A 17,313-nucleotide genomic window follows, 5' to 3' on the forward strand; every position below is an offset into this window, starting at 1 on the left:
CGGTCCTGGTCGACGAGCCTCCACCGCCAGCGGCCACCCCCAACCTCCCCCAGCAGTTTTGGGGGAGGTGCGAGCCTAAGCGAGCGGAGGGGGCGCCCGCCGGAGCCTGCCGCCGAGCCTCGAACCCACTCCCGCACTCCCGCACTCCCGCACTCCCGCACTCCCGCACTCCCGCACTCACGCACTCACGCACTCCCGCACTCCCGCACTCCCGCACTCCCGCACTCCGCCCATGAGCCCCACCGTCTTCATCATCGACGACGACGCCGACCAGGTGGCGCTGGTGACCGCGCAGATCGAGCGCGGCCGGCAATTCGCCACCAAGGGGTTCACGCGCCCCGAGAGCGCCATCGACGAGATCCGCGCCGATCCCCCCGACGCCGTGGTGTGCGACCTGGTCATGCCGGGGATGGACGGCATCGCCTTCGTGCGCCGCGTGCGCGAGATCGACCGCTCGCTCCCCATCATCATCGCCACGGCGCGGGGGACGGAGGGCGACGCCGAGCGGGCGCTGGAGGCGGGCGCCACCGACTTCGTCACCAAGCCCATCGAGCCGCGCGCCCTGGAAACGCGCATTCGCCGCGCGCTGGAGCAGGCGCCCCGCGAAGAGCTGCTGCAGTCGTTCACCCAGGCCAAGTTCGACCCGCACGCCATCATCGGCCGGCACCCGCTCATCGAGGAGGTGCGCGAGTTCATCGCCAACGTGGGCTCCGTCCCCCAGGTGTCGTCGCTCCTCCTCGGCGAGAGCGGAACGGGAAAGAACCTGGTGGCGCGCGCCATCCACGCCGCCAGCCGCGCGGCCGGCCACCGCTTCGTGGAGGTGAACTGCGCGGCGCTGCCGGCGAATCTTCTCGAGGCGGAGCTGTTCGGGTACGAGAAGGGGGCGTTCACCGACGCCCGGCAGGCCAAGAAGGGGCTGGTGGAGGTGGCGGACGGGGGCACGCTGTTCCTGGACGAGATCGGCTCCATGCCGCTGGAGCTGCAGGCCAAGCTGCTCAGCTTCCTGGAAAGCCGCAGCTTTCGCCGCATCGGCGCCACGCGCGAGCAGGGCGTGACCCTGCGCGTGGTGGCGGCGACCAACGCCGACCTGCAGGCGGACGTGGCCAACGGCGCCTTTCGCGAGGACCTGTACTACCGGCTGAACGTGGCCAGCCAGGTGCTGCCCCCCCTGCGCGCCATCCGCAGCGACATCCCCGAGATCGCCCGCCACTTCGTAAAGCGCGCGGCCGAGTACTTCGCCAAGCCGCTGCCCGAGGTGGAGCCGGAAAGCGACGAGCGGATGCAGCGCTACGACTGGCCGGGGAACGCCCGCGAGCTGCGCAACGTGATCGAGCGGTCGATGATCTTCAGCCGCGGGCCCCGGCTGCGCATCGTGGAGCTGGCGCCGTTCGCCCCGCCCGCCACCCCGGCCCCCGCGGCGGACGGACTGCTGCTTCCCCACGGGATGACGCTGGACGAGGTGGAGGCGCGCTACATCGACGAGACGCTGCGGCGGCTGGGCGGCAACGTGCAGGCGGCGGCGGAGCAGCTGGGGGTGAGCCGCAAGGTGCTGTGGCAGCGCCGCAAGCAGCACGGCCTGCTCACGGGGAGGGAATCGTGACCCCGCGCGGCCGCCGGTCCGCCCCGGCCACGGAGCTGGAGGAGCTGCGGGCCCGGCTGGAAGAGGCGGAGCGCTCCAGCGAAGAAAAGACGCGCTTCATCCGCCACGTGAGCCACGAGTTCCGCACCCCGCTCAGCTCCATCATCGGCTTCGGGGCCCTGCTGCAGCGCGAGGGCGAGGCGATGGATCCCGGGGTGCGCGCGGAGTACCTGGAGATCGTCCTGCGCAACGCGCGGCACCTGCTGCACGTGGTGAACGACCTGCTGAACATCTCCAAGGTCGAGGCGGGGAAGCTGGAGGTGACGCTGGCCGCCACCCGCGTTCCCGAGGTGGCGGCGGCGGTGGTGACGGCGCTGGGCCCGCAGGCCGAGGCGCACGGCGTCCGGCTGCGGCTGGAGGACGCGGACGCCCCGCTGGCGCTGGCGGATTCCGGACGTCTGCGGCAGGTGCTGTTCAACCTCATGGAGAACGCGGTCAAGTATTCGCCGCCCGGCGCGGAGGTCGTCGTCCGCGCCTGCGCGGCGGAGGGCGGGGTGCGGGTGGAGGTGGTGGACCGCGGGCCGGGGATCAGCCGCCGCGACCAGGCGCGGCTGTTCAAGGAGTTCTCGCGCGTGAACCCGCCGGGAATGCGCGTGGTGGGCGCCGGGCTGGGGCTGGCGCTGTCGCGGATGCTGGCCGAGGCGATGGGCGGGCGGATCGGGGTGGATTCCACGCCGGGGAAGGGAAGCACCTTCTGGGTGGCGCTCCCCGCGGCGGTGGGCCCCGCGGCCGCCGGTCCCGCCGCGCCGCGCCGCGGAGCCGCGCGCAGGCGGACGGAGACGGTGGTGATCGTGGACGACGACGCGGACCTGCGCGCCTACGCGTCGGCGGTGCTGCGGCACGCGGGGTACCGCGCGGTGGTGGACGACGGGACGCCCGGCGCGGGGGCGCGGCTGGCGGGATCGGCGCCGGCGATCGTGCTGCTGGACATGAACCTGGCGGGGCGTAGCGGCACCGAGGCGCTGGCGGAGCTGCGCGCGGTGCCCACGCTGGCGGCGGTGCCGGTGCTGGCCTTTACCGCCGGCGCGGCGGCGGACGCGGCGGGCGAGGGGTTCGCGGGGCGGGTAAGCAAGCCGGTGGAGCCGGAGACGCTGCTGGCGCAGGTGGACGCGGCCATCGAGTCGCTGGCGGTGCGCGTTCCCAAAGCGGAACCGGCGGACGCGGACGACTACCTGGCGCCGCTGCGCGCCCGCTTTCGCGCGGGGCTGGGGGCGCGGCGGCTGGCCATGGAGTCCGCGGCGGCGGAAGGCGACACCGAGGCCCTGCGGCGCGAGGTGCACAAGCTGCGCGGCGCGGCGGGCGGGTTTGGCTACGAGGCGCTGGCCGACGCGGCGGGGGAGGCGGAAGAGGCGGTGCGGGGCGGCGGGGGCGCGGCGGAGGTGGCGCGGCTGGTGGCGATGCTGCGCGCGGAGGCGGAAGAGGGATGACGCGCGTTCCCGATCGGGAGCACGCGTTCCCGCGGCGGAACGCGTGCTGCTCGTCCCGTATCGTGGCGGATTCCGGCAAGGCGTTGCGGCACAGGGAGATAGGGATTCGGCTTGGGATGGGCCGATCCTTGCCTTCTTCGTGCGCGTGTTTACTGAAGCCTATCTACCGATGAGCGAATCGCCTACGCTGGCGCTCGCCGACGACGACGAGCTGCATGCGGAGCTCGTCAGCGTCTGGCTGGAGCACCAGGGCTACCGCGTCCTGCGCTTTCCCTCGGGCGACGACCTGCTGGCGTGGGCGTCCGGCGCCGCCGAGCGTGCGGACGGCCTGGTGCTGGACATCGACATGCCGGGTCGCGACGGCATCCAGAGCTGCCGCGAACTGCGCGCGCTGGACGGCTACGCCAGCGTCCCCGCCGTGTTCGTCAGCGCCACCTCCCCGCGCTCCCGGCTGGAGCAGGCGGCGGACACCGGGAGCGTGCAGTTCATCCGCAAGGACGGGCAGATGTTCCTGCACCTGGGCGAGTGGCTGGCCGAGAACCTCTATACGACCGGTTGATCGCCGTCCCGCTTGATTTCCAGCCCTCGGCCGCCTCCCCGCGGCCGAGGGCTTTTGATTGCATCCATCCTCCAGAGACGTCGCCTCGGACGATCACCTGTCATTCTGAGGGAGGCGCCGCGCATGACCGTCTTCACGCTCCAGGGCCGTGGCGCCGACCGAAGAATCTCCTTCGGGAACGGGGGCCCCTCGCGCCGAAGCCAGCCGTAGCCGACGGGATCGTGCGCCATCCGGCAGGTTCTTCGGCCGGCGCACGGGCGCTGTGCATCTGGAGAGGACCGGGCGCGCGTCTTCCTCAGAGGGTGTTGCTAAACCCCCAAACTCACAAAGAGGCGATGACTTCCTGAGGGAGCGCACCACGTGTAACCCGATTCCACACAACCGCCTGCGCGCGACCGAAGGACCTACTCTCCGGCGAGGCGGGGCGGGCTCCATGCCGCGGAACCAGCCCCGTCGTTCTGCTGGCGAGGTCCTTCGGTCGGCGCCAAAGTCCATCGTACCCGCAGGTTGCGGAGCAGCGCCTCCCTCAGGAAGTCAATCGGGGGCAAGGTTTAGCAACACCCTCTCAGGAAGTCAATCGCGGGGCAAGGTTTAGCAACACCCTTTCAGGAAGTCAATCACGCTGGGAGGGTTGGCAACACCCTCTCATATCAGAATGACACGGTCGACCTGAACTTCGCACCCGTGCTTCTCGCCTCCCCCGTCAGATCATGGGGGAGATGACGTAGGTGATGCGGGGCGGGGCCTGTCCGGCGGCGGGCTGGCGGCCGACCTGGAAGCGGACCTCGCGGTTCTCGCCGCCGCGCATCACGGTGCTGGAGCCGGGCGCGGGGCTCGACAGCGCCGACCCGCCCTCGCGGATCACCTGCACCACGTAGCTGCTGGCGCCCTTGTTGGCGATGGAGACCGCCACGTCCATCGCCCCCGTCCGCGTCTGCACCGTCGCGACGCCGCTGCCCATCTCCACCCCCTGCCGCGGCGCGATGACGGCGCTGGCCCGCAGCGACCCCTGCGCGGACGCGGGTGCGGCGAGGACCAGGGCGATCAGGGCGGTCAGCAGTGCGATCTTCACGGGTCGGTTCCGTCGCGGAGGGAGGTGTCTTGCTCCTCCCGGCAATGCGAACGGCGAACCATGCTCAGAATCGCGCTAAGTATCTATAGGTCAAATGACTTAGGTAATTTGACCCCTGTCGCTTGTTTGTGCGGATTGCAGACGCGCGGGATCGATGCTCATTTCTATGTGATTGTGGATCGATGACTTACGTGCGAGTGTCCTGTAATCGTACGCTATGAAGGGTGACTCTGCCCACTGTCCGATGATCAGACATTCGTACGAAACGAAGAGGCGCGAGGATCTCTCCCCACGCCTCTGCACCAGATGTTGATTCGGATCCGCCGCACCGTGATGGAGTCTCGCGAAAGAATGTTTGCGCCCGCTCGCCAAATCGGGGGTGCAGACGATTGGCACCCCCTCTGCGCGGATATTTAGGATGACGGACGGTAAAGGTGTGTTTAGCGTATCGCTCTGTTTGGACACTCACGTTTTGATTTATCCCGGCGCGGGAAGAAAGGAGCGAATCTTCAGTCTCGGTAGCCCCCGTCGTTCCGGACCTCAACTCCCCGATCCCACCCCTCCAACAGGAACGCCACATGCGAAATTTCGTCTTGCGCCTCGCCACAATTGCGGGAGTGCTGTTCACGCTCGGGGCGTGCGCCGACAGCCCGACGCAATCGGATCAGCAACGCGCGCCGGACCTTCCCGCGCAGGACGCCCAGGTGCAGGGCTGCGTAAGCGATGGGCTGTGCGTGCTCCCTCCAATCAGCGGGGGATGGTGCGAGCCATGGATGGAACTGGATTGGGACTGTGACGATGGCGGCGGCGAATGCATGACCTCGGCAGGCGACCCAAGCGACCCGCAGGAATCCGTGGGCGTTCAGTCGTGCCCGGGCGGCGGCGGTGGCGGCACCGGCGGCGGTGGTGGTTGGGATGGCGGTGGCGACGGCGGCGGGGATGATCGCGGCACCATCTGCATCCAGTCGTACACGGAACCGTGTGCGCCGGAGTGTGAGGACTGCAATCCGCCCGAGGCGGAGTCCAACATCTGCCCGTCGCCCTTCTTTGGAAACGTGCAACCGGCGCTGATCCCCGTCGCGGGGCGAAACCATGAGTTCAGCTTTAGCAGCACCCTCACGGAGCCGTTCAAACGTCTGACGGGGGGCAGGTCACCGGCCACCTACGAGATCGGCCTGCCCACGGCCAGCAGGGACACGTGGTGGATCGCACAAGCGGGCACCATCACGGTATGGTGCCGGGGTGCGTGGATTACCCGAAGGCACTGGATGGGAACGTTGACCGTTGTGGATAGCGACCTGCATATGGTGATGGGACCCGGACACCCGGACTTCTGACGCGGGAGGCAAGCACCGTGAACCAATCGCGCTACATCGACGAGGACGATTTACCCTTCACCGAAGACGAGTTGTTTCGCGCCTTTGCCCTGACGGAGGATGAGCAGGTCGCACGGGACGCGGCGCGCACGTTGGCAGAACTACTGTCCAGCGGCACGTACGAGGGGGGGTGGTCCATCGCCGACGAAGGGTTTGCGGCGCTTGCCCTGCTGTCCGAAGAACTGCGGGAGCGCGTGAGCGCGTACATGGGCGCACGGTGGGAAAGGATGCGGCGGATGGAGGTCCGCGCCGCTCTACGGCGCGAAGGACTTCCGCCCGACGCCGAGCCGACGGAGTCCGCACTTCGCGCGGGAGACGAAGAATTCGCGGGGTACGTGGCCGATTGGCGGCGTGGGTGCGCTGCGCTGGCGGAGTGGGTCCGGGGGCGGCAGGCAGGCGAACCGGTGGGGGACGAGCCGCCCCCTTGGCCGGGGACGGAGCACGAAGAGAGATAATTGCGCGGCAGTGTCACCTGCGGCGGGCGAGCGGGGGCTTTTCCCCCAGCCCGCGTTCAGACTTTTGAGCGCGGACTTTCGGTTTTTCGACGCGCACAAGAGCGCGCCCCGCGTGCTTAGGTCAGGCGGGAGGGCGCTTGTCATCTCTCGCACATTACGCCAGATTACAAACGTCCGTTTTCTTCCATTCCTCGATTAAGGACTCCCGATGAAGAAGCTCAGGCTCAAGCTCGCCGATCTGGAGATCACCTCGTTCACCGCCCAGGAGAAAGAGGCTCCAGGTAGTACGGTGTACGCCAATCAGCTCACTACCATCTGCAGCACGCAGTACCCGATCTGCACCCAGGCAGACGGTTGTTATCCATCGCTCTACTGCAGCCAGGACTCGCCCGAGTTGACATGTGCCATGGGGTGCATGACGAACGAGAACGGGTACTGCTGAGCGGCTCCGGTCACAGGGCGAAAAAACGAGCGTAGGCGTCCCGCGGACGTCCACGCTCGTTTTGCTTCCAACGAATCCACTCCACTCAATTCAGCGCCGCAACTCAAGCGTGATGACGGGCGCCTCCACCAGCAGGCTCTCGCCGCCGCTGGGAACAACGATGATGGCGGGACTGGGCTCCGCGCGGGCGTTCAGCGCGCGCAGGGACGATTCGGCCACGCGGATCTCGTACGTGCCGGGGCGCAGGCGGCTCAGGTAGTACTCGCCGTCGCTGAAGGTGGCGGTGCGCTGCGAAACGCCCGTCTCGCGGTTCACCAGCTCCAGCGTCACCCCGCCCACCGTGGGGATGTCGCGCCCGGCCACCAGCCGCCCCGCCAGCTCGCGCGTCTGCACCAGGGGGATGTCGACGGTGGCGAAGACGTGCGGCGCGGGGCGCACCTGCTCCATCGAGCGCACCGGCACCCAGTTGGGGTCCGACATCGACAGCGAGTCCAGCGCCACGCTGGCCACCTCGAACGGCAGCACCGACCACACCCGGTACGACCCGTCCTTTTCCGTCCGGGCCGTCACCGCGCCGATCCGCACCCCGATCCCCTCCAGCGGCCGGTCGCCCGCGCCGAAGCGCCCGTCGCCGTCCAGGTCGTAGTACACCCGGCCGCCCACCCCCGCCATCCCCGTCCCGCGGTGGGGCAGGGGAAGTGCCCGGCGCGCGCCGCCGTACGCCACGCTTCCCTCCGCCGACCACGACCCCTCCACCCGGTCGCGCATGGACGCCGCCTGCGTCTGCACGTTGGCGAAGCCGAACCGGCGCGCGAAGCCCACGTGCAGCGCCGTCCCCTGGCCATCCGGCAGCCACTGCACCGCCACCGTGGCGTACGACGACGTCCCCGTCTGCACGCTGGTGTTGAGCGCCGCCTGCCGCACCCCGCCCTCCGCCACGGCCACGCTGCCGCTGAGGCCCGAGCCGCGCAGCCAGCGGGGCGCAAAGCGCGGCATCGACACGCTGGGCTGAACGAAGACGACGGCGGGCGAGCCCGGCCCGCCGGACTCGTAGCCCCCCTCCAGCCGCATCCACGAAAAGCCGGTGGCCGCGCTCACCCGCACCCGGTCCATCCCCGTCTCCGCCGTCCCCTCCAGCCGCCCGTTCAGCGCAAACGCGCGCAGCGGCCCCACCCGCACCGCCGAGCGGCTGAACCCCCCCGCCACCTGCCAGCGCGGCCCCGCCAGCGGCGCGAACGAGAACTGCCCCGAGCCGGGCCAGTTCACCCCCGCCGTGGCCTGGACGACGCCGCCGGCCGCCACGTGCTGCACCGAGCCGCGCACGAACGAGCGCGCCAGCGCCTGCACCTCGACGATGGTCCCGGGCCGCGGCAGCGCGCTCACCGCCGCGTAGGGGCGAAACCCGGCCGCCGCCACCGTGGTGTCCGCCGACTGCTCGTGCTCGAAGCCGCCCACCAGCGTCAGCGTGCGGGTGAGCCCGCGGCGCAGGTCCACGTAGCCCGTCAGGTCGCACTCCCCGCGGGGGCACAGGCCGGCGCCGGCGGAATACTCCGTCACCCCGGCGGGAAGCTGGCCCACGGGGACCGCGTAGACGATGCTGGACTGCCGGATCTCGCCCGCGGGGCCGTACATCTTCACCTGCACCGGCGTGCTGCCGTACTCCAGCGGCACGGCAACCGGCCGCTGCGCCGCCGCGTCCGAAAAGCCGACGAGACGCCCGCCCTGGTACACCTCGTACTGCCACCCCGGCGGCAGCTCCGGCGACAGCAGCACCTGGTCGAAGCGCGTGCGCCGGTAGAAGGGCGCGTTGCCGATGCTGACGCCCCGCAGCGACCGCGCGCGCAGCCCGCCGCTCAGGTGGTCGCCCAGCTGCAGCTGGCGAATCCAGCGGCCGGCGGGAAAGACGCGGTGGTAGGCCACGGTGGGGTCCAGCAGCCCCGCCGAGCCCGAGTCCGCCGCCAGCGTCCCCCGCAGCGTCAGCATCCCCCCCGCCACGCTGAACCCGGAGCCCAGCCGCAGCGCCGGCGCCGCCGACTCGCTCCCCACGCGCCCCGACATGGCCCAGTCCAGCACCCCCGCGCCGTTCACCGCGCGGTAGCGCACGGAGTCGCCCCCGGGCCGCACCTCGCCCGCCTGCTGCAGCAGCTCCTGCCGGCGGCGGCTTTCCACCTCGCGCAGGGCCTCCGCCGGGAACGGAGCGCCGCGGCTGAAGGCGATGGAAAGCGACTCCCACTCCACCTGCGCCTCGGCGCCCAGCACCCGCGCCAGCGCCGGCGCCGCCAGGTAGATCTCGCCGCCGGCGCGCAGCAGTTCGCCGGGCTCCAGCGTCACCGTGTCGGCCCCCAGCACGCGCGCGCCCGCCACGTCCAGCGTGACGGGCGGGCCCTCGGGGGTGGCGCGGATGACGACGGTGTTGCCGGACGCCCCCAGCTCCATCGGTGTGCCGCCCAGCTCCAGCACGGGGCGCAGGGGAACCAGGACGCGCCCCTGGTCGTTCACCACCACCATCAGCGTGGCGGCGGGAAGGCTGCCCACGCGCACCTCGAACAGCCCCTGCTCCCAGCCGGCGGGAAGCTCCTGGGCGCGCGCACGTGCGGGGAGAAGCGCGAAAAGAAGGGGGATGATGAGCCGGAGGGTCCCGAACCACCCCCGCCTGGAAGCCAGGGGGAGCATGGGGACCCTCAGTTCTTGGACGGGACGGCGTAGACGACGACGGTCGCCGTGTACGTGCCCGGCGGCTGCGAGGCCGGCGGCGTGACCCGCCCGCCGATGTAGACGGAGACCTGGTTGGTGTTGTAGCGCGGGCGCCCCGGCCGCCACCGCTCCGCCACCAGGCGGTACGACGCGGGAAAGACGGTGGTGGTGGGATTCCACGTCTCGTACGTCGTGGGATCGCAGACGTTGTTGTAGATCTCGCACGCGCCGGCGAAGGCGCCGTTGAAGCTGATCGCCAGCGTGTTCCCGTTCGCGTTCACCAGCGTGGCGGGAAGCGCAAAGCTGATGTCCATGAAGCGCTTGCCCTGCACCCCGCCCAGCCGCCACTCGCCCGACTGAGGCGTGCGCGGCAGCACCGTGGTCGTGGTCTGGGGGATGACGACGCCGAACTGCAGCGTCCGCGTGCCGATGGCGGTCAGCGGCGGCTCCAGCACCCACGCGCTGGCCCGCAGCTCCCCGCTGGACTGCGCCGCGAGCCGCCCCGGCAAGGCCAGGGCGGCCGCGATCAGCAGCACGAGGGCGGCGGGCAGGCGCATGTGCATCACGTCAGGAGACGGCCACGGTGCCGGTCACGTTCTCGGCGCGCACCACCCCGCCGGGCGGCAGGTCGGGGCGCACGGTCTCGAAGGTGTAGCGCACCCGGTAGCCGGCCCCCGGCGTTCCCGCGAAGGGAAGCAGAAAGCGGCGGCGCAGGCGGTGGTACACGGCCAGCTCGTCGGTGGCCTCGGCCACCACGCCGCCGTCCGGCGCCAGCAGCTCGGCGCGCACGCGGCCCAGGTAGGCGGCGTTCCCCTGGCGCGACAGGTCCACCTGCAGGAACAGCCCCTCCGGCGTGCGGACGGTGCGCGGCTCCCCCACGGCGACGCCGGTGGTGACCTCGCCCTTGCGGAAGCTGGCGGCGGCGACGACGACGGTCTCCACGTTCAGCTGCAGCGTCACGGCCCCCTGCGTCTGCTCGATCGGCGGCTGCCCGCCGCGCGAGCGCACCAGCACGCGCGCCCAGTACTCGCCGTCGGCCAGCCCGGCGGGGGGCTCGGCCATCACGCGCACCACCTGGCGCTGGCCGGGCTCCAGCCGCAGCCGGCGGGGAAAGGCGCGCATCCAGCTGACGGCGGAGGGCTCGCCCACCGCGGCCGTGTCGGCCAGGGGGACGGAAACGTTTCCCGCGGAGTCCGACACCGGGTAGCCGAAGGCGAAGCCGATCTCCACCTCTTCGGCCAGCGGGCCGCTGTTGTACAGGGTCAGGGTGGCCGTGCGGGTGTTCTGGTCCAGGTACACGGCGATGGGACTGACGGACACCGCCGCCGCCGGCCGCGCGCCGAACGCCAGCAGGAGCGCCGCCAGGGCAAGCGCCCGGACCGTCATCCGCATCCCCGACCCGCTCCGTACTCGCTGGCGCTGCATCATCCCGCGTACTCCCTGTGTGACTGCTCTCTCACGTGCCACTGTTCACCACCGCGACCGAGATGGTGGCATGGTACGTACCGCCCACGTGCGCATCGCCCGCCAGCGCCGTTCCGCCGATGAGGATGCGGGTGGGCCCGCGCTCCGGGTCCAGCGTGACGGTGACCGGGCGGTTGGGGTCGAAGGCCATGGCCTCCACCGATCCCGGCCCCAGCACCGCGGCGTCGCCGGCCGCAAAGCGCAGCGGGACGCGTCCGCCGTCCGCCGAAGACAGCTCGTCCGGGAGCAGGAGCATGAGCTCCACCGTGCCGGACCCCTCGATCACCAGCTCCGCGCGGCGCGCGGCGTCGGTGGTGGAGACCCGCTCGGGGACGCCCGGGATGAGCGATCCGAACACCAGCTGGCGCCCCTGCAGGAGAACGACCTCGGGCGGTGCGCCAGTCTGCGTAAAGCCGGCGCGCGGCGCTCCGGCGCAAAGAACGAGCGCGAGGAGGGCGCCGAGCCCTCCCCGCACGTGCGTTCTCCGTCCGGCCGCGCGCGCCATCCGCCAGTTAGATGGTGGACTTGGCGGCGCGCACCTCGATGGTGCCCTCGTACAGCCCGGGCGCGGCGGCGTTCACGTCGTCGGCGTCCAGCGTGGCCTTGACGTGCACGTAGTTGGTGGTGGTGCCGCCGACGGGGGTCTGGTAGAACTGCGAGGCGGCGGTCACGTCGCCCTGCGCGGTGGGGCAGGTGCCGTAGGTGCCGGCGGTGGTGGTCGCGGCGACCGAGCACTGGTAGGTGGTGGTCAGCGTGGCGCCGGCGGTGCCCACCTGCAGGCTGGGCAGCGAGGCGAACCAGATCTGCACGGCCACGTTGTGCTTCAGGGGGATGTAGCCCTCGGCCGACACGTCGGCGGTCTGGTCGGGCGACAGCGTGCCGAAGCTGATGGCCTGCGCGCTGGTGTTGTCGAAGGCGAGCACCTGCGCGATGGTGGCGCTGGCGTTGATCTGGCCTTCGGCCTGGGCGTGCGCGGCGGCGGGGGCGACCAGGGCGGCCAGCGCGGCGACGGCGATGAGCTTCTTCATGAGAGGTCCCTGTAAGGTTGTAAAGTGCGAACCGCGACGGAGAATCGTCCGGGGTGTACACGCGCCGGTCCGTAACAGGATGGCTGCGTCGGGAAGGGGCAACGGGCGTGCCGGGTGGGCGTGCTGGTGTAAGTGCTTGAAAATAAAGGAGTTTTGGTGATCTGGCAAGGCGTTTTGACGCGTTCCTGTTCCCATTCGGGAACACGCGCCGTTCCCGATCGGGAATCGAGGGTCCGATTCCGATGCTTTCGGCCCTGGCCAGGAACGGAACTGATGGAGGTACAGAGGAACAGACAAAAGCCGGAGGAACAGAGGAAAAGAAGGGGAGCGGGTCCTCTGCTCCTCCGGCTTGTCTCTGTTCCTCTGTACCCCTGCGCAGTTTGGGGGGGATGCGGGTCAGGCGCCGCGGAGCGCTTCGATGAAGAGGCGGTTCTCGTCGGGCGTGTTGTAGAAGTGGGGCGACACGCGCACGTAGCCCGCCCGGTGGTCCACGATGATGTTCTGCTGCGCAAGCCGGTGCACGGCGCCCGGCGCATCGTCGTGGCGGATGAGGATGATGCCGGAGCGGTGCGCGGCGCCGGCAATCTTCATCGTGAACCCCGCCTCCTGGGCCAGCCCCACCAGGTCCGCCGTGAGCGCGGCGATCCGTTCGTAGATCTTGTCGTGGCCCGCCTCGGCGAAGATCTCCAGGCCGCCCAGCGCGGTGTAGGCGGTGGGGACGGCGGGGGTGCCCATGCTGAAGCGGCCGGCGTCGTCGCGGAACTCCAGCTCGTCGTTGCGGAACTGGAACTGGTCGCGCGCGCCGAACCACGAGGCGATGGTGGGGCGCAGCTCGGCGATCTTCTCTTCGCGCACCCAGAGGAAGGCGATGCCGGGGCCGCCCAGCAGCCACTTGAGCGGGCCGGAGACGTACACGTCGGCGTCCACCGCGCGGGGATCGACGGCGATCTGGCCGGCGGACTGGTATCCATCCACCACGAACAGCGCCCCATTGTCGCGCGCCGCCCTGGCCGCGCCGGAGAGGTCCTGCACGTAGCCGGTGCCGTAGAACACGTGGCTGGTGGCGACCACGGCGGTGCGCTCGTCCACGTATTCCGCCCAGCGCTCGGGCGGGATGCCGATGCCGTCGTCCGAGGGCACGCGCACCACCTCCACGTCGGGGCGCGCCAGCCACTGGTACACCAGGGTGGGAAAGTCCAGCTCGGCCACCACCACCTTGTTGCGCGTGCGGTAGTCGATGGACGAGGCGATGGACGAGAGCGCGCCCGAGACGCTGGGGGAGAGGGCGATCTCGTTCTCCTTTGCGTTCCACATCTGCGCCACGGCGCCCTTGAGCTGGCCCAGGCGGCCCATCCACAGCTCGTACCAGGCGCTGGCGCCCATGGTGTTCCAGAGCGCCTGGTACTCGCCCAGGTAGCCCATGGAGCGGCGCGAGAGCGCGCCCAGCGAGCAGGAGTTCAGGTAGGTGCGGGTCTGCAGGATGGGGAACTCGGTGCGCCAGCGCTCCAGCTCCGGGTGCGGAATGCCGCTCATGCGCCGTGCTCCGCGTGGCCGGTGGATTCGGGGCCCTCGCCCGCGTTCAGCCGGTCGAGCATGTCGACCGCGCGGCGCAGGTGGGGGATGACGATGCTGCCGCCCACGATGAGGCCCACGTTGAAGGTTTCGAAGAACTCGGCGTCGGTGACGCCTTCTTCCTTGCAGCGGATGACGTGGTAGGTCACGCAGTCGTCGCAGCGCAGCACCATGGAGGCCACCAGCCCCAGCAGCTCCTTGGTCTTTACGTCCAGCGCGCCGGCCTCGTAGCAGCGCGTGTCGAGCGCGAAGAAGCGCTTGATCTCCAGGTTGCCGGCCTCGAGGATGCGCGTGTTCATGCGCTCGCGAAAGGCGCGGAATTCAGCGAGTCGGTCCGACATCATCACTCCCGATTTGAGGAATCGGCAACTTGCCGCCTGCGCCCTGCCAGCGTCAAGAACAAACAGAAATTAGCGTACAGAGGAACAGAGTCAGACAGAGGACGGCTCCGTTGCCTGTCTCTGTCTGCTCTGTTCCTCTGTACGCCAATGCAGTTCATCGTGAGCGTCGGCCCGCGACGATGCTTGTCGCAGCGAGTGAAGAACGGTCGTTCACGATGCGGTGCAGCCCCTCGTTCATCCGCGCCGCGCCAAAGTTGATCAGAAGCCCGACGGGAAGGTCGAGCAGTCTCAGGTACGTGAGTATCTGCTTTCGGTGCACGGGAGCGAGCTTCTCCAGTGACTTGAGCTCCGCGACGACCCGGCCTTCTACCAGCAGATCCAGCCGGAATGCATTGATGATCTGAATCCCCTGGTACTCGAACGAGATGTGCTTCTCCTGCTCTACCTTCAGTCCCCGCTTCGTCAAGTCAGTCATCAGTGCCAACCGGTACGCGGATTCCACCAGCCCGGGCCCAAGGGTGGTATGCAGCCGGTACGCGGCATCCACGATCTGTCCCGTGATCTGATTGATTTCTCTCACCCCGCCTCCTCGTCTGAATGTGGAGGACAGGATTGTATACTCCGTCTCCTTTGAGGGGAAGTGCGGCACGGGAGCAGGGTGTGGGTGTACTCGGGCGCATGCCGACGCAAGTGCTTTCCCCGCACGAGATCTCCGAGCGCATCCGCCTTAAGGCCCGCGAATTGGGCTTTGGCGCGGTGGGCGTGGCGCCCGTGCGGCCAAGCGCGTACGGAGATGCGTACACGCGCTGGATCGGGGAGGGGATGCACGGCGAGATGGCGTACCTGGCCCGCGAAGACGCCGTCGCCAAGCGCAGGGACCCGGCGGTGCTCGTTCCCGGCGCCCGCTCCGCCGTCGTCGTGGCCATCGAGTACTACAACGCCGACGCCGACGCCGCAGCTCCGGCTGATCCGTCGCGCGGCATCGTCGCACGGTACGCGCGCAACCTGGACTACCACGACCTGCTCAAGGAGCGCCTGATCGCCCTGCAGGAGTGGATCAGCGCCGAGCTGCTGCCCGTCCAGGGACGCGCCTACGTGGACACCGGCGCCGTGCTGGAACGCGAGCTGGCGCAACGCGCCGGGCTGGGATGGTTCGGGCGCAACACCATGCTCATCCAGCCGCGCCGGGGATCGTACTGGTTCCTGGGCACCATCCTGCTGGACGTGGAGCTGGCGTACGACGCGCCGTTTGCAAAGGACCACTGCGGCACCTGCCAGGCCTGCGTCTCCGCGTGCCCGACCGGCGCCCTGCTGGGCCGCGACGCCGCCGGCGCGCCGCGGATGGATGCCCGGCGGTGCATCAGCTACCTGACCATCGAGCTGCGCGGCCCCATCCCCCGCGACCTGCGCCCGCTGATCGGCAACCGCGTCTACGGCTGCGACATCTGCCAGGAAGTCTGCCCCTGGAACTCCTTCGCCACGCCCGCGTCCGAGGAGGCGTTCCTGGCGCGCGAGGGGCTGGACGGGCCGTCGCTCATCGAGTGGATGACGATGACGCAGGAGGAGTTCAGCGCGCGCTTCAAGGGCTCGCCGATCAAGCGGGCGAAGAGGCGCGGCCTGCTGCGCAACGTGGCCGTCGCGCTGGGCAACTGGGGCTCGCCCGATGCCGTCCCCGCGCTCGCCGCCGCGCTGAACGACGAGGAGCCGCTGGTGCGCGGGCACGCGGCGTGGGCGCTGGGCCGGATTCCGGACGAACGACCCGTAGACGCCCTGCGCGCGCGGCTGGAGGTCGAAGATGACGAATGGGTGATCTCCGAGATCAAGTCGTCACTCGACGAAGACTGACGGTCGATCTGGAAGAACCTCGGTGCGTCGGACCGGGGAAGTTCGCGCGGCGGCCACCGCCGGGATCGAAGCCACTGCCTCCGGGGCTGCGGATGGTATCTCAAAGCAAAGCAGGGCCAGGACCCCGTAAGCGATGGAGGTCTGCAGCAGGGGATGGATCTGATATGAGCAGGAAAAGGAGCTGTCCGAAACCCGGCCTCCGAGGCGGCGACGTCGTACCGGCGTGCCGATCGCCGGGAGGCGCTCGCCGGCAGAGGGGACGTTGCGATCGTTCATCACCCACCTCCGCACGTGGTGGGTCGCCGTGCTCCGGCCTTGGCGGCTGCCCGGGGCGGGCGAGGTTTCGTTGAAAAGGTCCTGTTCGAAGCGCCGAGCCGGCGTCAGGGTGCGAACGGTGCTGAATGGTCAGCGAGCTGCATCCTCGCGGGTCGCGGACTCGACCACTGCCGGTGGGCTCATCCCGAATCCGGCGAGGAGCCGGAGCTCGTCCGCGTTGCTTCCGTGCACCACGGCGCCGGAATCCGCCCCGAACGCGATCGGCGCCCCGGCCGGGACGTGCGCGCGTGCTCCGCCAGCGCCTCGTCCTTCAGCGGGCCGGGGACGCGGATCAGGACGGGACAGCGAGCGCACGGCCCAGGGCGCCCTCGCGGATGGCGTTCGCCACGGCGGCGAGCGGGTCGATGCACTCGCGCCTCCGCTCCGGGTCCAGTGTGGCGAAGTAGTGCTTGGCCAGCACGTGCACCTCCGAGCACCCCACGATGAACCCGTCCGCGGCGTACCGGTCGATCAGCTCGTCCAGCATCCGCACCAGCCCGTCCATCCCGGCGTTGCGCTTGACGGGGTAGATGAGGTCGTGGTGGATCCGCCGCTGGTCGTCGGGGTCCGCCAGGATCACGCGGCCGCGCACCTCGTCCCAACGCGGGTGCCGGTCGAAGAGGCCCAGCTGGCGGGTGCCGGTGCTGCACACCAGCAGGTACCGCCCCCGCGCGTTCGCCAGCTCCTCCATCAGCACGTCCAGCAGCGAGACCACCCGCTCGCGCAGCGCCGGCGGCAGCCGGGGAAGCAGGTGGTGCAGCGTCATGCAGCACATCACCACCGACGATGCCCCGCTCGCGCGCATGCGCTCCAGCGCCCGCACCAGCGGCTCCAGCACCACCTCTTCGTGCCCAGCCAGGAACGACTCCGTGCGGTCGGGAAAGCTGGGGTCGGAGAAGAGCATGACCACCGGCCCGTCCTGCTCGCGCTCCCCCACCTCCGTCTCGTAGATGGTCTTGAGGAACTCGGCGGACGCCAGCCCGCCCATCCCCCCCAGCACGCCGACGATCTCCCGCCCGTCCCGCGGCGTGTCCGTCCATTCGCGCACCAGCGCGGGTACCTGGATCTGCATCTCCCTCTCTCG

At 70.1% G+C, this 17,313-nt stretch carries 17 protein-coding genes; 7 read left to right on the forward strand and 10 right to left on the reverse strand.

From position 1 onward, the window contains the following. The first annotated feature begins 232 nt into the window (after positions 1–232). The 3 genes from VGC13_RS18570 (at position 233) to VGC13_RS18580 (ending at position 3,625) form a co-directional block, all read left to right on the forward strand. The gene (locus tag VGC13_RS18570; protein ID WP_331126772.1) at positions 233–1,600 is read left to right on the forward strand and encodes a sigma-54 dependent transcriptional regulator; all 1,368 of its coding nucleotides are present in this window, start codon (positions 233–235) and stop codon (positions 1,598–1,600) included. Further along, a complete protein-coding gene (locus VGC13_RS18575; RefSeq protein WP_331126773.1) occupies positions 1,597–3,066 on the forward strand; it encodes an ATP-binding protein in 1,470 nt (489 codons plus the stop codon). Before VGC13_RS18570 ends, VGC13_RS18575 begins: the two co-directional genes overlap by 4 nt. Before the next feature lie 169 nt (positions 3,067–3,235). After that, on the forward strand, positions 3,236–3,625 hold the full coding sequence (locus tag VGC13_RS18580; protein ID WP_331126774.1) for a response regulator: 390 nt from the start codon (positions 3,236–3,238) through the stop codon (positions 3,623–3,625). Positions 3,626–4,328: 703 nt separating this feature from the next. On the opposite strand, the gene VGC13_RS18585 is transcribed toward VGC13_RS18580, so the two are convergent. Beyond that, complete coding sequence (locus VGC13_RS18585; protein ID WP_331126775.1) at positions 4,329–4,697, reverse strand: hypothetical protein; 369 nt, start codon at positions 4,695–4,697, stop codon at positions 4,329–4,331. Positions 4,698–5,275: 578 nt separating this feature from the next. Between VGC13_RS18585 and VGC13_RS18590 the strand changes: the two genes are divergently transcribed. From VGC13_RS18590 to VGC13_RS18600, 3 genes are all read left to right on the forward strand, one after another. Beyond that, positions 5,276–6,034, forward strand: a complete 759-nt coding sequence (locus VGC13_RS18590) for a hypothetical protein (protein ID WP_331126776.1) — start codon at positions 5,276–5,278, stop codon at positions 6,032–6,034. A 17-nt stretch (positions 6,035–6,051) separates the two neighbouring features. Then, on the forward strand, positions 6,052–6,528 hold the full coding sequence (locus VGC13_RS18595) for a hypothetical protein (protein WP_331126777.1): 477 nt from the start codon (positions 6,052–6,054) through the stop codon (positions 6,526–6,528). A gap of 208 nt (positions 6,529–6,736) precedes the next feature. Further along, positions 6,737–6,970, forward strand: a complete 234-nt coding sequence (locus tag VGC13_RS18600; protein ID WP_331126778.1) for a hypothetical protein — start codon at positions 6,737–6,739, stop codon at positions 6,968–6,970. A gap of 90 nt (positions 6,971–7,060) precedes the next feature. Here the strand turns inward: VGC13_RS18600 and VGC13_RS18605 are convergent, their stop codons facing one another. The 8 genes from VGC13_RS18605 to VGC13_RS18640 form a co-directional block, all read right to left on the reverse strand. Then, positions 7,061–9,643: a carboxypeptidase-like regulatory domain-containing protein gene (locus tag VGC13_RS18605; protein WP_331126779.1), complete on the reverse strand. Its 2,583-nt coding sequence runs from the start codon at positions 9,641–9,643 to the stop codon at positions 7,061–7,063. 8 nt (positions 9,644–9,651) lie between these two features. Continuing rightward, positions 9,652–10,227: a hypothetical protein gene (locus VGC13_RS18610; RefSeq protein ID WP_331126780.1), complete on the reverse strand. Its 576-nt coding sequence runs from the start codon at positions 10,225–10,227 to the stop codon at positions 9,652–9,654. A gap of 4 nt (positions 10,228–10,231) precedes the next feature. Beyond that, positions 10,232–11,092 carry a hypothetical protein gene (locus VGC13_RS18615; RefSeq protein WP_331126781.1) on the reverse strand — a complete coding sequence of 287 codons (861 nt, stop codon included), beginning with the start codon at positions 11,090–11,092 and terminating at the stop codon, positions 10,232–10,234. 28 nt (positions 11,093–11,120) lie between these two features. Next, on the reverse strand, positions 11,121–11,603 hold the full coding sequence (locus tag VGC13_RS18620; protein ID WP_331126782.1) for a hypothetical protein: 483 nt from the start codon (positions 11,601–11,603) through the stop codon (positions 11,121–11,123). Between the two features lie 37 nt (positions 11,604–11,640). Next, entirely contained in the window at positions 11,641–12,156 is a 516-nt protein-coding gene (locus VGC13_RS18625; RefSeq protein ID WP_331126783.1) for a hypothetical protein, read from the reverse strand. A gap of 396 nt (positions 12,157–12,552) precedes the next feature. Next, positions 12,553–13,689 (reverse strand): aminotransferase class V-fold PLP-dependent enzyme, encoded by a 1,137-nt coding sequence (locus VGC13_RS18630; protein WP_331126784.1) that lies wholly within the window; start codon positions 13,687–13,689, stop codon positions 12,553–12,555. After that, on the reverse strand, positions 13,686–14,069 hold the full coding sequence (locus tag VGC13_RS18635) for a carboxymuconolactone decarboxylase family protein (RefSeq protein ID WP_331126785.1): 384 nt from the start codon (positions 14,067–14,069) through the stop codon (positions 13,686–13,688). Before VGC13_RS18635 ends, VGC13_RS18630 begins: the two co-directional genes overlap by 4 nt. A gap of 154 nt (positions 14,070–14,223) precedes the next feature. Then, the gene (locus VGC13_RS18640) at positions 14,224–14,649 is read right to left on the reverse strand and encodes a GxxExxY protein (protein ID WP_331126786.1); all 426 of its coding nucleotides are present in this window, start codon (positions 14,647–14,649) and stop codon (positions 14,224–14,226) included. Between the two features lie 98 nt (positions 14,650–14,747). Here VGC13_RS18640 and queG point away from each other — a divergent pair, with 98 nt between their 5' ends. Continuing rightward, the gene (gene queG, locus VGC13_RS18645) at positions 14,748–15,914 is read left to right on the forward strand and encodes a tRNA epoxyqueuosine(34) reductase QueG (protein WP_331126787.1); all 1,167 of its coding nucleotides are present in this window, start codon (positions 14,748–14,750) and stop codon (positions 15,912–15,914) included. Positions 15,915–16,521: 607 nt separating this feature from the next. Here the strand turns inward: queG and VGC13_RS18650 are convergent. Next, positions 16,522–17,301, reverse strand: a complete 780-nt coding sequence (locus VGC13_RS18650) for an aspartate/glutamate racemase family protein (protein ID WP_331126788.1) — start codon at positions 17,299–17,301, stop codon at positions 16,522–16,524. Between the last annotated feature and the right edge of the window lie 12 nt (positions 17,302–17,313).

Source organism: Longimicrobium sp., from assembly GCF_036399255.1.
Classification (GTDB): Bacteria; Gemmatimonadota; Gemmatimonadetes; order Longimicrobiales; family Longimicrobiaceae; genus Longimicrobium.

What these genes read in the sequence shown, in the direction of transcription:
- VGC13_RS18600 (WP_331126778.1), top strand. Translation starts at nt 6,737, where the DNA reads ATGAAGAAGCTCAGGCTCAAGCTCGCCGATCTGGAGATCACCTCGTTC.
- VGC13_RS18590 (WP_331126776.1), top strand. Translation starts at nt 5,276, where the DNA reads ATGCGAAATTTCGTCTTGCGCCTCGCCACAATTGCGGGAGTGCTGTTC.
- VGC13_RS18650 (WP_331126788.1), bottom strand. Translation starts at nt 17,301, where the DNA reads ATGCAGATCCAGGTACCCGCGCTGGTGCGCGAATGGACGGACACGCCG.
- VGC13_RS18580 (WP_331126774.1), top strand. Translation starts at nt 3,236, where the DNA reads ATGAGCGAATCGCCTACGCTGGCGCTCGCCGACGACGACGAGCTGCAT.
- VGC13_RS18610 (WP_331126780.1), bottom strand. Translation starts at nt 10,227, where the DNA reads ATGCACATGCGCCTGCCCGCCGCCCTCGTGCTGCTGATCGCGGCCGCC.
- VGC13_RS18630 (WP_331126784.1), bottom strand. Translation starts at nt 13,689, where the DNA reads ATGAGCGGCATTCCGCACCCGGAGCTGGAGCGCTGGCGCACCGAGTTC.
- VGC13_RS18635 (WP_331126785.1), bottom strand. Translation starts at nt 14,069, where the DNA reads ATGTCGGACCGACTCGCTGAATTCCGCGCCTTTCGCGAGCGCATGAAC.
- VGC13_RS18570 (WP_331126772.1), top strand. Translation starts at nt 233, where the DNA reads ATGAGCCCCACCGTCTTCATCATCGACGACGACGCCGACCAGGTGGCG.
- VGC13_RS18625 (WP_331126783.1), bottom strand. Translation starts at nt 12,156, where the DNA reads ATGAAGAAGCTCATCGCCGTCGCCGCGCTGGCCGCCCTGGTCGCCCCC.
- VGC13_RS18605 (WP_331126779.1), bottom strand. Translation starts at nt 9,643, where the DNA reads ATGCTCCCCCTGGCTTCCAGGCGGGGGTGGTTCGGGACCCTCCGGCTC.
- queG (WP_331126787.1), top strand. Translation starts at nt 14,748, where the DNA reads ATGCCGACGCAAGTGCTTTCCCCGCACGAGATCTCCGAGCGCATCCGC.
- VGC13_RS18615 (WP_331126781.1), bottom strand. Translation starts at nt 11,092, where the DNA reads ATGATGCAGCGCCAGCGAGTACGGAGCGGGTCGGGGATGCGGATGACG.